This is a genomic window from Rhizobium sp. L9 (assembly GCF_002531885.1).
Classification (GTDB): Bacteria; Pseudomonadota; Alphaproteobacteria; order Rhizobiales; family Rhizobiaceae; genus Rhizobium.
In genome coordinates, this window is record NZ_NWSZ01000028.1 from 35,313 (window position 1) to 48,581 (window position 13,269).

Below are 13,269 nucleotides of genomic sequence, written 5' to 3' on the forward strand. Positions count from 1 at the left end.
AAGATTTATAGCGGAAAGCCTGTTCCCGCGCCATTTTCTGAGCGCGTTTTGAACAGGCTTTTGCGGCCGAAAAAGGGTAAAGCACCGGACTTGTGCGGCCGGACCGGACAAATCGGCCGCGGGCCGCCGCAGCATATTTGCCAAATCGAAATCCCCGCTTCACAATCGCAGAAAACCACGCACCCATATGGGCTTCCGGAGAGACGATGGCAAGCGCCGACCAGTTGATCAACGCCTTTACCACGCTCATCGTCACCATCGACCCGCCGGGCCTCGCACCGCTCTTCCTGGGGCTGACGATCGGCATGAGCCGGACCGAGCGCCGGCAGGTGGCGCTGCGCGGCTCGACCATCGCATTCATCATCCTCGCCGTCTTCGCTTTGTTCGGCGCAGGCGTGCTCGGCGTGCTCGGGATCTCGATCGGCGCCTTCCGCCTCGCCGGCGGGCTCCTGCTCTTCTGGATCGCCTTCGAGATGGTGTTCGAGAAGCGGCAGGACCGCAAGGAGAAGACGACCGAGGTGGCGATCACCAAGGATCATATTGAGAATATCGCCGTCTTTCCCCTCGCCCTGCCGCTGATTGCCGGCCCCGGCGCGATCTCGGCGACCATCCTGCTTTCCGGCACACTGGCGACTTCGGTCGAAAAAGCCCAACTGATCGGCGTCATCGCCGCCATTCTGCTGCTGACCTTCCTCATGCTGCTGATTGCTGAAAGGCTCGACCGCTTTCTCGGCGTCACCGGTCGAGCGATCCTCACCCGCCTGCTCGGCGTCATCCTCGCAGCCCTTGCGGTGCAGTTCGTCGTCGACGGCGCGAAAGCCGCGCTCAATCTCATCAGCGCGACGCCGAATTGAAATGGCAGCACATGTTCGGGGTGACCCGACGAGATCAACTGCCGTGACATCAAAGAAAAAGAGCATGACGCCGGCCCGGACATCATGCTCTCGGATGCTCTCATAAAGCCAGAACAGGCGGCCGATCAAAACGGGATGTCGTCGTCGAGATCGCGCGAGAAATTGCCGCCGCCACCGCCGCGGCTGGACGATGAGGATGACGGGGCGCCGTAGTCGTCGCCATAATCATTGTTGCTGCTGCCGCGGCCGCCGCCGAAGCCGGAGCTCGCGCCGCCGCCATCGCCGCGGCCGTCGAGCATCGTCAGCGTCGAGTTGAAGCCCTGCAGCACGACTTCAGTCGAGTAGCGATCCTGGCCCTGCTGGTCCTGCCACTTGCGGGTCTGCAGCTGGCCCTCGACATAGAGCTTGGCGCCTTTCTTCACATATTGCTCGACGACTTTGCAGAGGCCTTCGTTGAAGACGACCACAGTGTGCCATTCGGTCTTTTCGCGGCGCTCACCCGAATTGCGGTCGCGCCACGTTTCCGAGGTCGCGATACGGAGGTTGGCGATCGGCCGGCCATCCTGAGTGCGGCGGATTTCGGGGTCTGCACCCACGTTTCCAACCAGAATTACCTTGTTCACGCTACCAGCCATGCTTTTCACCCTGCCTGCCGCCCTGCCCGGCGGCGTTAATCGATCAGCGCACCTTAAACCATAGCGAACCGCAGATGCGCGCGAACGGTGTTTAATCCACAGTTTATCCCATCAGAAAGCGGCATGCATTCATCAGGAATTTTGTTCTTTATTTGTTCTAGTTTATCCGTATGATCCTGTCAACAGAATCGAAAACCTTGAGTCATCCAGGATATTCAGCCTCGACTCGCCCGCCGGCATCACTAAATAAGGGCTGTTATCCAGAAAACCAAAGCAGAGACGATGAGCGAACTAAAGACGATCTCCATACGCGGCGCGCGCGAGCACAATCTGAAGAGTATCGATCTTGATCTGCCGCGCAACAAGCTGATCGTCATGACCGGTCTTTCGGGCTCGGGCAAATCCTCGCTCGCCTTCGACACGATCTATGCCGAGGGCCAGCGGCGCTATGTCGAGAGTCTGTCGGCCTATGCCCGGCAATTCCTCGAAATGATGCAGAAGCCCGATGTCGACCAGATCGACGGGCTGTCGCCTGCCATTTCTATCGAGCAGAAGACCACCTCGCGCAACCCGCGCTCGACGGTCGGCACCGTCACCGAGATCTACGACTACATGCGCCTACTCTTTGCCCGCGTCGGCGTTCCCTATTCGCCGGCGACCGGCCTGCCGATCGAGAGCCAGACCGTCAGCCAGATGGTCGACCGCATCCTCGCTTTCGGCGAGGGCACGCGCCTTTACATTCTCGCGCCGCTCGTGCGCGGCCGCAAGGGCGAATACAAGAAGGAGCTGGCGGAGCTGATGAAGAAGGGCTTCCAGCGGGTCAAGGTTGACGGCCAGTTTTACGAGATCGCCGAGGCGCCTGTTCTCGACAAGAAATACAAGCACGACATCGACGTGGTGGTCGACCGTATCGTCGTGCGCCCGGATGTGTCGGCGCGTCTCGCCGACAGCCTTGAAACCTGCCTGAAACTCGCCGACGGGCTGGCGATCGCCGAATTCGCCGACAAGCCGCTGCCGCCGGAGGAGACCTCGGCCGGCGGTTCGGCCAACAAGTCGCTGAACGAGACGCATGAGCGCGTGCTGTTTTCTGAAAAATTCGCCTGCCCGGTCTCGGGCTTCACCATCCCGGAAATCGAACCCAGGCTCTTCTCCTTCAACAACCCCTTCGGCGCCTGCCCGACCTGCGACGGTCTCGGCGCCCAACAGAAGATCGATCCCGACCTGATCGTACCCGAACCGGAGCGGACGCTGCGGGACGGGGCGATCGCGCCCTGGGCCAAATCGACTTCGCCTTACTACAATCAGACGCTGGAAGCGCTCGGCAAACATTACGGCTTCAAGCTCGGCACCCGCTGGAACGACCTGTCCGACGAGGCCAAGGACGTCATCCTCAACGGCACGGACGACAAGATCGAGTTCCACTACGCCGACGGCGCCCGTTCCTATACCACGCACAAAAATTTCGAGGGCATCATCACCAATCTCGAGCGCCGCTGGAAGGAGACGGATTCCGCCTGGGCACGCGAGGATATCGAGCGCTTCATGTCGGCCGCCCCCTGCCCGGCCTGCAACGGCTATCGCCTGAAGCCGGAAGCGCTGGCGGTGAAGATCAATAAGCTGCATATCGGCGAAGTGACCGAAATGTCGATCCGCATCGCGCGCGACTGGTTCGAGGCGCTGCCGGCGACATTCAATGCCAAGCAGAACGAGATTGCCGTCCGGATCCTCAAGGAAATCCGTGACCGCCTGCGCTTTTTGAACGATGTCGGCCTGGAATATCTAAGCCTGTCACGCAATTCCGGCACGCTATCGGGCGGCGAGAGCCAGCGCATTCGCCTCGCCTCGCAGATTGGCTCGGGCCTGACGGGCGTGCTCTACGTACTCGACGAACCATCCATCGGACTGCATCAGCGCGACAACGCCCGGCTGCTGGATACGTTGAAGCACCTGCGCGATATCGGCAACACCGTCATCGTCGTCGAGCATGACGAGGATGCGATCCTCACGGCCGATGACGTGGTCGACATCGGCCCGGCCGCCGGCATCCACGGCGGCCAGGTCATCGCCCATGGCACGCCACAGGATATCATGGACAATCCGAAGTCGCTGACCGGCAAATATCTCTCCGGGGAACTGGGGGTTCCCGTTCCTGAGGGGCGCCGCAAGCCGAAGAAGGGCCGCGAAATCAAGGTGATCGGCGCGCGCGGTAACAATCTGAAGAATGTCACGGCATCCATTCCGCTTGGCGTCTTCACGGCTGTGACCGGAGTCTCCGGCGGCGGCAAGTCCACCTTCCTGATCGAGACGCTCTATAAATCGGCGGCGCGCCGCGTCATGGGCGCGCGCGAAATCCCGGCCGACCACGACCGCATCGACGGTTTCGAGCATATCGACAAGGTGATCGACATCGACCAGTCGCCGATCGGCCGCACGCCGCGCTCGAACCCCGCGACCTATACCGGCGCCTTCACGCCGATTCGCGACTGGTTCGCCGGCCTGCCGGAAGCCAAGGCGCGCGGCTACCAGCCCGGCCGCTTCTCCTTCAACGTCAAGGGCGGGCGCTGCGAGGCCTGCCAGGGCGACGGCGTCATCAAGATCGAGATGCACTTCCTGCCCGATGTCTACGTCACCTGCGACGTCTGCCATGGCAAGCGCTATAACAGAGAGACACTCGACGTCACCTTCAAGCAGAAGTCGATCGCCGACGTGCTCGACATGACGGTGGAAGAAGGCGTCGATTTCTTTGCGGCAGTACCCGCCGTGCGCGACAAGCTGCAATCGCTGAAGGATGTCGGTCTCGGTTACATCAAGGTCGGCCAGCAGGCCAATACGCTCTCGGGCGGCGAAGCACAGCGCGTCAAGCTCGCCAAGGAGCTGTCGAAACGTTCGACCGGACGTACACTCTATATTCTCGACGAACCGACGACCGGCCTGCATTTCCATGACGTCGCCAAGCTGCTCGAAATGCTGCACGAGCTCGTCAACCAGGGCAATTCGGTGGTGGTGATCGAGCACAATCTCGAAGTCATCAAGACGGCCGACTGGGTGCTCGATTTCGGCCCCGAGGGCGGTGATGGCGGCGGTGAAATCGTGGCTGTCGGCACGCCCGAGGCAATTGTCAGGGAACAGCGCTCCTATACCGGCCATTTCCTGAAAGAATTGCTGGAGCGGCGGCCTGCGAAGAAGGCGGTTGCGGCGGAATGACGATGAGGCTGGCGTCGCCTGATGATCTGGAAACGATCGCGACGCTGACGGCAGCCGCCTATCGTCCCTATACCGAACTCTTCGGCGCTCCACCGATTCCCGTGACGGAGGATTACGCGCCGCGGATCGACCGCGGCGAGGTCTGGCTGCGCGACATCGGCGGCGAAACGGCCGGCCTCGTGGTCGCAGAGCAGCATTCCGATTACCTCATGCTATTCAGCATCGCGGTCTCGCCGACCTTTCAGTGCGCCGGACATGGGCTCTCGATGTTGCGCTGGCTGGAGGGCAAGGCGCGGGAATGGGACATTCCGGAGATACGCCTCTACACCAATGCGCGGATGGAGCGAAATATCGCGCTTTATCGCGCCTTCGGATTTCAGGAAACGGGTCGGCGGCCGAGCCGTTATCGGCCAGGATGGACGCTCATCAACATGACGAAAGAGATTCATGCGGCCTGGCGGCCGCGAACTAGGAGGACGACATGGCGAAATCCGGCACTATCCGCACCGGCATCGGCGGCTGGACCTTCGAGCCCTGGCGCGGGCATTTCTTTCCCGCCGACCTGAAACAGAAGGACGAGCTGCATTATGCCAGCCGCCAGTTGAAGGTCATCGAGGTCAACGGCACCTATTACAGCACGCAGAAGCCGGCGGTTTTTGCCAAATGGGCAGCCGATGTGCCCGAGGGATTCATCTTTTCGCTCAAGGCGACGCGTTTCGTCACCAATCGGCGGGTGCTTGCGGAAGCCGGTGAATCGATGGAGCGCTTCCTCACCTCTGGAATCAGCGAGCTCGGCGATCATCTCGGGCCGCTGCTCTGGCAATTCGCCCCGACGAAAAAGTTCGATCCGGAAGATTTCGAGGCCTTCCTGAAGCTGCTGCCGGCAAAGCAGGATGGGTTGGCGCTCCGCCACGTCGTCGAGGTGCGGCACGATTCCTTCAAGGTGCCGGAATTCGTTGCTCTGCTTGCTAGATATGGCGTGGCGCCGGTTTGCGCCGAACATTTCGACTATCCGATGATCGCCGATGTGACGGCCGATTTCGTCTATGCCAGGCTGCAGAAGGGATCGGATGATATCCCGACCTGCTATCCCGATAAGGATTTGAAGGCCTGGGCTAAGCGGCTCGAGACCTGGGCCGAGGGCAAGGTCCCGGACGATCTGCCGCTGATCGACGGGAAGCGCCAGGTCAAGGCCGCGCCCCGCGACGTCTTCGCCTTCATGATCCACGAGGGCAAGGTCAATGCGCCGCACGGGGCGATCGCCCTGCAGCAGTTGCTGGCGAAATAGGCGGTTGAGACTTAGCCCGGGCTAAAGTGGCAACACCTCGGCCGCGAGCTCTTCCGCCGTCAGCCCCTTGCCGGCGCGCTGGCCAGCCTCTCCGTGCAGCCACACGCCGGCAGCCGCAGCCTCGAAAGTCGGCAGGCCCTGGGCGAGCAGTCCGCCGATGATGCCGGCAAGCACATCGCCGGAACCTGCGGTGGCAAGCCAGACAGGCGCATTGGTATTGATGAGCGCGCGCCCGTCCGGCGAGGCGATGACGGTGTCGGCGCCCTTATAGACGATCGCGGCATTGGCGCGGCGGGCAGCGGCAACCGCCTTGTCCACCTTCCCCAGTGCGTCGTCCTCGCCGATATCGGGAAAGAGCCGCGAAAATTCGCCCTCGTGCGGCGTCAGCACCAGACGCAGCTCGCCGCGAAACCGGGCGAAAAGCTGTTGCGGATCGTCCTTGAACGACGAGATGCCGTCGGCGTCGAGCACGAGCCGGCGATCGGCAAGCGCAGCGACGAAATCGCGCGCCCTTGCCCCGATGCCGAAGCCAGGACCGAGGACGAAGGTCTGCAGCCGCTTGTCGGACAGCCACTCCGCAAGGTCTGCCTCGTCATCGACTGCATGCAGCATGACCGCCGTGAGATGCGCGGCATTGGCGGCCGTCGCTGCGCCGGGTGCGGCGATCGTTACCAGGCCGGCGCCGGCCTTCAAGCCGGAGACCGCCGACATACGGGCAGCCCCGGTCTTGTCGGCCTCGCCTGAAAAAACGACGAGATGACCGCGCTTGTATTTATGGGTTTCCAGCCGCGTGGCCGGCAGCACGGCCTTCCAAGCCTCAGGTGTGTTCTCGGCGATGGCGCCGCCCGCCTCAGCCCGGATGATCCGGGCGGGAATGCCGATGCCGAAGACCTCCAACTCGCCGCAAAGCTCCCTGCCCGGCATCAGAAGATGGCCGGGCTTGCGGGTCATGAAGGTAATGGTGTTGCGAGCCTGGAAGGCAGCACCCAGCACCTTGCCGGTGCGGCCATCGACGCCGGAGGGCAAATCGATGGCGAGCACTGCAATACCGGCCTCGGCGACACGCTCGGTCAAGGCGGCCACATCGGCCGGCACCGCGCGCCCGAGCCCTGCTCCGAACAGACCGTCGATGACGACGTCGCCGGCTTCCGGCCGGTAGAGGCCGAGCTCCTGTCCCTGCAATGGGCAGCCGGCACGAGCGCGGGCGGCATCGCCTTTCAGCCTTGCGGGATCGCCGAGATGAAAAAGCGCCACGGTCGCTCCGCTCTCCAGCAGATGCCTTGCCGCGACATAGGCGTCGCCCCCGTTGTTACCGGGGCCGCAGATCACGACGAAACGCATCGCCCCAGGATGAAGCCTGAGCGCGGCAGCCGCGGCGGCGGCCCCCGCCCTTTCCATCAGGCCGAAGGAATCGATTCCCGAAGCAGCCGCGGCCGCATCGATGGCGCTCATTTCGGCAGGCGTCACCAGAAGCTCTGAGAGATGTTTGCTCATGAGCCTATTCAATTCAAAAAACGCACAAAAAACAACCGCCTGAAGAGACGCGCAACGGGGCTAAATTTGTGCATTTGCTTATATTTTAATCGACTCGCACCCTGCTTTTGCAGTCGACGGAAAACCTGACTTTTTCGGTTTTCGGCCAATTTTTCTTCGATGGCGATGTTTTTCCACCTCTCTTGTCACCAAATCGACATTAAATCACCCACAGACGCGCCGGTTTCGACAAAATTGACGTCTTTTTTCAATCAGACGGATTTCAAACTGGCACGATATCTGCATCATGTCCGCGAGCGGGAACATCCCTGCCATAACAGGAGAAGCGGAGAGACATTTTCTCATGAAAAAGATCGAAGCGATCATTAAGCCCTTCAAGCTGGACGAAGTGAAGGAAGCCCTTCAGGAAGTCGGCCTGCAGGGTATTACAGTCACGGAAGCCAAGGGCTTCGGTCGTCAGAAGGGCCACACGGAACTCTACCGCGGCGCCGAATACGTCGTCGACTTCCTGCCGAAGGTGAAAGTCGAGGTGGTGCTGGCAGACGAGAACGCGGAGGCGGTCATCGAGGCCATCCGCAAGGCGGCTCAGACCGGCCGCATCGGCGACGGCAAGATCTTCGTCTCCAACGTCGAAGAGGTTATCCGCATCCGTACCGGCGAGACCGGCATCGATGCCATCTGACCACTTTGCCAAGCGCGCAAAGTCCGATAGCGTCACCGCGCCCACCCATTGTTATCACAAATTGGAGGAAGGTATTTAATGGCGACCGCAAGCGAAATTCTGAAGCAGATCCAGGAAAACGACGTCAAGTTCGTCGATCTGCGCTTCACCGATCCGAAGGGCAAGCTGCAGCACGTCACGATGGACGTTGCCAGCGTCGACGAGGACATGTTCGCTGACGGCGTGATGTTCGACGGCTCTTCGATCGGCGGCTGGAAGGCCATCAACGAATCCGACATGGTGCTGATGCCCGACACTGAAACGGTGCATATGGACCCGTTCTTCGCTCAGTCGACCATGGTTATCGTCTGCGATATTCTCGATCCGGTTTCCGGCGAAGCCTATAACCGAGATCCGCGCGGCACCGCCAAGAAGGCCGAAGCCTATCTCAAGGCATCCGGCATCGGCGACACGGTGTTTGTCGGCCCGGAAGCCGAATTCTTCGTCTTCGACGATGTCAAGTACAAGGCCGATCCCTACAATACCGGCTTCAAGCTCGATTCGACGGAACTGCCGTCGAACGATGACACCGACTATGAAACCGGCAACCTCGGTCACCGCCCGCGCGTCAAGGGCGGCTATTTCCCGGTTCCGCCTGTTGACAGCGCCCAGGACATGCGTTCGGAAATGCTGACGGTGCTCTCCGAGATGGGCGTGGTGGTCGAAAAGCATCACCATGAAGTCGCCGCGGCCCAGCACGAACTCGGCATCAAGTTCGATACGCTGGTGCGCAACGCCGACAAGATGCAGATCTACAAATATGTCGTGCACCAGGTGGCCAACGCCTACGGCAAGACGGCGACGTTCATGCCGAAGCCGATCTTCGGCGACAACGGCTCGGGCATGCACGTGCACCAGTCGATCTGGAAGGGCGGCAAGCCGACTTTTGCCGGCGACGAATATGCCGGCCTCTCGGAGACCTGCCTGTTCTACATCGGCGGCATTATCAAACACGCCAAGGCGATCAACGCCTTCACCAATCCGTCGACGAACTCCTACAAGCGTCTCGTACCGGGTTATGAAGCCCCAGTTCTGCTCGCCTATTCGGCCCGCAACCGCTCGGCGTCCTGCCGCATTCCGTTCGGCTCCAACCCGAAGGCCAAGCGCGTCGAAGTCCGCTTCCCGGATCCGACTGCCAACCCCTATCTCGCCTTTGCCGCCATGCTGATGGCCGGCCTCGACGGCATCAAGAACAAGATCCATCCGGGCAAGGCCATGGACAAGGATCTCTACGATCTGCCGCCGAAGGAGCTGAAAAAGATCCCGACCGTCTGCGGCAGCCTGCGCGAAGCGCTCGAAAGCCTCGATAAGGACCGCAAGTTCCTGACAGCAGGCGGCGTCTTCGACGACGACCAGATCGATGCCTTCATCGAACTTAAGATGGCAGAGGTGATGCGCTTCGAAATGACGCCGCATCCGGTCGAATACGACATGTATTATTCGGCCTGATTGGCCGCAATGACGGAAAGTCCCGGTTCGCCGGGGCTTTCACCTCCCCCGGTCATGAACGCCAGAAGGAGGTATGACGTTCATGTGACGCGCTGGTGCAAAAATCTTGATTTGCACCGCACCAATCACCAAATTTGGTGATGAAAGGAAGTCGTACCATGAAAGAAAGACTAGCAAAGTTCAATATCGGCGAAGTGGTCCGGCACAAGGTATTTCCGTTTCGCGGCGTGATCTTCGACGTTGATCCGGAATTCGCGAACACGGAGGAATGGTGGAATTCCATTCCGGCCGAGGTGCGGCCGAGCAAGGACCAGCCGTTCTACCACCTGCTCGCCGAAAATGACGAAAGCGAATATGTCGCTTATGTCTCCGAGCAGAACCTGGTGAATGACGAAAGCGGCACGCCGCTTCGCAACCCTCAGATCTACCAGATTTTCGATCAGGCCCCGTCGGGGCAGTTCAAACCCAAGATGAGCTTCGCCCACTAGGAGCGGATGACCGACGACATCAACAAGGCCTCGCATCTCCCGGCGAGGCCTTTCTTTTGGCCTACGGTGGGGGATGCCCCTTATCCGCCTGCCGACACCGACCTGGGTCGAGCCACTCGTCTCGACCCGTCCAGCGGACCCCCGCTCGCGGTGAAAAGGGAATATGCCGCAGCCCTCGCCCCCCGCAAACTCTCGCATGGCACGTCCCCTCTCCCCGTCTTACGGAAGAGGGTTAGGGTGAGGCTATCCGCGTAGAGCGCAGAGATTACCAACAAAAAACCCGGCACGAAGCCGGGTTTTTGTTCAAGCCTGTCGGCTAGATTACTGAGCCTTGGCAGCCTTTTGGGCGTCTTCCAGCTTTTTGCGGGCTTCTTCAGCCTTCTTCTGCATGCCTTCCTGCAGGCTGCGCTGGCTTTCGGCGAGCTTCGATTCGGAAACCGGTTCGCCGTCATAAGCGCCGGTGAAGCCTTCGAGCGAAATCTTGATCGGGTTCGGCGCGCGGCGGAAGTTGATCGAGGTGAAGATCACATCGCTGCCCTTCTTGAGGCTGGCGATCATCGCGTCGGTCAGCGGAATTTCGGCAGTGCACTTGTCCGGCAGGCAGACGGCGTAGTCGAGCTTCTGGCCCTTGCCGCCATCGATTTGCATGCTGATGCCCGGAGGAATGAGGCGTGCCGTGGGAACCGAGACCTGCAGGAGCTTGCGGTTGATCTTGCCAGTGACCGAAATCAGGCCGACAGCCGTGACGAGCTGGCCGCCATTGGCGAGGATCAGGTTCTGGACAACACAGATGTCGTTGTCTTCCTGCTTGCTGCAGGTCTTGTACCAGCCAAGCTTCGGTGCGCCAGCGGCCTGTGCCGGAGCATCGGCCGGAGCCTGTGCCGCCGCATCCTGTGCGAAGGAGGAGACCGGAGCCGAAGCGGCGCCGAACATCACTGCCAGAACGGACAGTGCTGCCCGCATTTTCTTTTCAGACTTGAACATCATAACGAATTCCGTCTCCTGATATCCGTTCAGAGCAGCGACGTGCTGCCCCAACCATCGGGTCGTTCGGCACTCCACCTCATGGAAAAATAAGGCAAATGCATGACCCCAAAACTTCGGGTTCACCTGTTACATCGCAGCGTTCAAGATATCCAGCATTTCTTTGGCGATTTGCGACGCAATTTCATGTGCCGCGGAAAGAAATGCCCCCTGCGTGTTGGAATCGGTCGACCCCATGCTAATCTCCGGCATGAATCATGCCCGTTTTTCGCGGAATTCAAGGATCGCCGAATGCTCCGGATCGCCATCCCTCTCGTCCTCTCGTTGCTGTGCGGCACCGTCGCCGCTGAGCCGCTGCACGGCATAGCAATGCATGGCGGGCCGGCATTGCCGGCTGACTATAAGCACTTTCCCTACGTCAATCCCGACGTGAAAAAAGGCGGCAAGATCACATATGGCGTCGTCGGCACATTCGACAACCTCAACCCGTTCATCCTGAAGAGCATGCGTACGACGGCGCGCGGCATGTGGGATCCGGAATATGGAAACCTTGTCTACGAATCGCTGATGCAGCGCTCCCGGGATGAGCCGTTCACGCTTTACGGCCTGCTTGCCGAAACGGTCGAATGGGACGACGACAGGAGTTTCATCCAGTTCAACCTCAATCCGAAGGCGAAATGGTCCGATGGTCAGCCGGTGACGCCGGAGGACGTCATGTTCACCTTCGAGCTGATGCGTGACAAGGGACGTGTGCCCTATTCCGAACGCTTAAAAGTCGTCGCCAAGATGGAGAAGGTTGGCGAACACAGCGTGCGCTTCACTTTCAATGAGAAGGCTGACCGCGAGACGCCGCTGATTTTCGGCCTTTTCCCGGTATTGCCGAAACATGCGATCGATCCGGAAAGCTTCGACCGTACGTCGCTGACGCCGCCGGTCGGTTCCGGTCCCTATAAGGTGAAGACGGTGAAACCCGGCGAGAGTATCACCTATGAGCGCGATCCAACCTACTGGGGCAAGGATATTCCCGCGAAGGTGGGGACCGACAATTACGACCAGATAACCGTTCAGTATTTTCTGCAGGATACAACGCTGTTCGAGGCCTTCAAGAAGGGGGACGTCGACCTCTATCCCGACGGCAATCCCGGCCATTGGGCTAACGCTTACAATTTCCCGGCGGCCACCTCTGGGGCCGTCTTCAAGGACGTGTTCACGCCGAAACTGCCAAGCGGCATGCTCGGTTTCGTGTTCAACACGCGCCGGCCGATCTTTGCCGATCCAAAGGTGCGCGAAGGCCTGTCGCTGGTGTTCGATTTCGAATGGGCGAACAAGAACCTCTATTCCGGCGCCTACAAGCGCACCCAGAGTTTCTGGCAGAATTCCGAGCTTTCGAGCTTCGGCGTTCCCGCCAGTTCAGCTGAGCTGGCTCTGCTGGGACCGATCAAGGACAAGATCGCGCCGGAGATTCTGAACGGGACCTATAAACTGCCGGTTACCGACGGCTCCGGCCGTGACCGCAACGTGCTGAAGCAGGCGGTCGGATTGTTGAAACAGGGCGGCTATACGATCCAGGGTGGCAAGATGGTCGACACCTCCGGCCACCAACTCGCGTTCGAGATCATGACGCAGAATGCCGACCAGGAGAAGCTTGCCGTCGCCTATCAGCGTTCGCTGCAGACGATCGGCATTGCGGCTTCGATTCGCACAGTCGATGATTCGCAGTATCAGAGCCGGACGAACAGCTTCGATTACGACATGATCATCAAGTCCTATACTTCGTCGCTGTCGCCTGGAACCGAGCAACTCGGCCGCTGGTCTTCGGCAGCGCGCACTCAAGAGGGCAAGGATAGCTTTGCCGGCGCCAATGATCCCGATCTCGACACGCTGATCGATCACGTATTGCGAGCACGCTCGAAAGAGGATTTCACTGCCGCCGTGCGCTCTTACGACCGGCTGCTGCTATCCAGCCACTACGTGCTGCCGCTGTACCATATGGACCAGCAGTGGGTTGCCCGCAGCAAGCGCATCGGCCATCCCGACGCGGTACCGCTTTACGGCTACCAGCTGCCGGTCTGGTGGGATACAAGCGCCCAATAGAAGCGGCCGAAACACTTCGGCCCAATGTCTCTTCCGGAGACACACAGAAGGAACATCA

Annotated in this window: 10 protein-coding genes and 1 pseudogene; 8 read left to right on the forward strand and 3 right to left on the reverse strand. The window is 60.3% G+C overall.

Going from position 1 to position 13,269, the window contains the following annotated elements:
- Positions 1 to 206: 206 nt before the first annotated feature.
- Positions 207 to 854, forward strand: a complete 648-nt coding sequence (locus CO660_RS25600) for a MarC family protein (protein WP_097601111.1) — start codon at positions 207 to 209, stop codon at positions 852 to 854.
- A 125-nt stretch (positions 855 to 979) separates the two neighbouring features.
- Here the strand turns inward: CO660_RS25600 and CO660_RS25605 are convergent, their stop codons facing one another.
- Positions 980 to 1,489: a single-stranded DNA-binding protein gene (locus CO660_RS25605; RefSeq protein WP_097601112.1), complete on the reverse strand. Its 510-nt coding sequence runs from the start codon at positions 1,487 to 1,489 to the stop codon at positions 980 to 982.
- A gap of 282 nt (positions 1,490 to 1,771) precedes the next feature.
- On the opposite strand from CO660_RS25605, the gene uvrA reads away from it, so the two are divergent.
- The 3 genes and pseudogenes from uvrA to CO660_RS25620 all read left to right on the forward strand — a co-directional run bounded on the left by uvrA (position 1,772) and on the right by CO660_RS25620 (position 5,981).
- Positions 1,772 to 4,693, forward strand: a complete 2,922-nt coding sequence (gene uvrA / locus CO660_RS25610; RefSeq protein WP_097601113.1) for an excinuclease ABC subunit UvrA — start codon at positions 1,772 to 1,774, stop codon at positions 4,691 to 4,693.
- Positions 4,690 to 5,148, forward strand: a pseudogene (locus tag CO660_RS25615) (GNAT family N-acetyltransferase); the annotation flags it as partial. The gene uvrA and the pseudogene CO660_RS25615, both read left to right, overlap by 4 nt.
- Before the next feature lie 26 nt (positions 5,149 to 5,174).
- Positions 5,175 to 5,981, forward strand: coding sequence for a DUF72 domain-containing protein (locus CO660_RS25620; protein ID WP_097601115.1), 807 nt, complete (start codon positions 5,175 to 5,177; stop codon positions 5,979 to 5,981).
- A 21-nt stretch (positions 5,982 to 6,002) separates the two neighbouring features.
- Here the strand turns inward: CO660_RS25620 and CO660_RS25625 are convergent, their stop codons facing one another.
- Complete coding sequence (locus tag CO660_RS25625) at positions 6,003 to 7,475, reverse strand: NAD(P)H-hydrate dehydratase (RefSeq protein ID WP_097601116.1); 1,473 nt, start codon at positions 7,473 to 7,475, stop codon at positions 6,003 to 6,005.
- A gap of 343 nt (positions 7,476 to 7,818) precedes the next feature.
- On the opposite strand from CO660_RS25625, the gene CO660_RS25635 reads away from it, so the two are divergent.
- From CO660_RS25635 to hspQ, 3 genes are all read left to right on the forward strand, one after another.
- Entirely contained in the window at positions 7,819 to 8,157 is a 339-nt protein-coding gene (locus CO660_RS25635) for a P-II family nitrogen regulator (protein WP_015339877.1), read from the forward strand.
- Positions 8,158 to 8,235: 78 nt separating this feature from the next.
- Positions 8,236 to 9,645: a type I glutamate--ammonia ligase gene (glnA, locus tag CO660_RS25640; protein WP_085778160.1), complete on the forward strand. Its 1,410-nt coding sequence runs from the start codon at positions 8,236 to 8,238 to the stop codon at positions 9,643 to 9,645.
- Positions 9,646 to 9,803: 158 nt separating this feature from the next.
- Complete coding sequence (hspQ, locus tag CO660_RS25645) at positions 9,804 to 10,133, forward strand: heat shock protein HspQ (RefSeq protein WP_097601118.1); 330 nt, start codon at positions 9,804 to 9,806, stop codon at positions 10,131 to 10,133.
- Between the two features lie 321 nt (positions 10,134 to 10,454).
- On the opposite strand, the gene CO660_RS25650 is transcribed toward hspQ, so the two are convergent.
- Complete coding sequence (locus tag CO660_RS25650) at positions 10,455 to 11,120, reverse strand: invasion associated locus B family protein (RefSeq protein WP_064691599.1); 666 nt, start codon at positions 11,118 to 11,120, stop codon at positions 10,455 to 10,457.
- 288 nt (positions 11,121 to 11,408) lie between these two features.
- On the opposite strand from CO660_RS25650, the gene CO660_RS25655 reads away from it, so the two are divergent.
- Complete coding sequence (locus CO660_RS25655; RefSeq protein WP_097601119.1) at positions 11,409 to 13,211, forward strand: extracellular solute-binding protein; 1,803 nt, start codon at positions 11,409 to 11,411, stop codon at positions 13,209 to 13,211.
- Positions 13,212 to 13,269 lie beyond the last annotated feature (58 nt).

Bases quoted from the DNA above. Each gene is read 5' to 3' on its own strand.
- CO660_RS25620 (WP_097601115.1), top strand. From the start codon at position 5,175: ATGGCGAAATCCGGCACTATCCGCACCGGCATCGGCGGCTGGACCTTC.
- CO660_RS25655 (WP_097601119.1), top strand. From the start codon at position 11,409: ATGCTCCGGATCGCCATCCCTCTCGTCCTCTCGTTGCTGTGCGGCACC.
- CO660_RS25635 (WP_015339877.1), top strand. From the start codon at position 7,819: ATGAAAAAGATCGAAGCGATCATTAAGCCCTTCAAGCTGGACGAAGTG.
- uvrA (WP_097601113.1), top strand. From the start codon at position 1,772: ATGAGCGAACTAAAGACGATCTCCATACGCGGCGCGCGCGAGCACAAT.
- CO660_RS25625 (WP_097601116.1), bottom strand. From the start codon at position 7,475: ATGAGCAAACATCTCTCAGAGCTTCTGGTGACGCCTGCCGAAATGAGC.
- CO660_RS25605 (WP_097601112.1), bottom strand. From the start codon at position 1,489: ATGGCTGGTAGCGTGAACAAGGTAATTCTGGTTGGAAACGTGGGTGCA.
- hspQ (WP_097601118.1), top strand. From the start codon at position 9,804: ATGAAAGAAAGACTAGCAAAGTTCAATATCGGCGAAGTGGTCCGGCAC.
- glnA (WP_085778160.1), top strand. From the start codon at position 8,236: ATGGCGACCGCAAGCGAAATTCTGAAGCAGATCCAGGAAAACGACGTC.
- CO660_RS25650 (WP_064691599.1), bottom strand. From the start codon at position 11,120: ATGATGTTCAAGTCTGAAAAGAAAATGCGGGCAGCACTGTCCGTTCTG.
- CO660_RS25600 (WP_097601111.1), top strand. From the start codon at position 207: ATGGCAAGCGCCGACCAGTTGATCAACGCCTTTACCACGCTCATCGTC.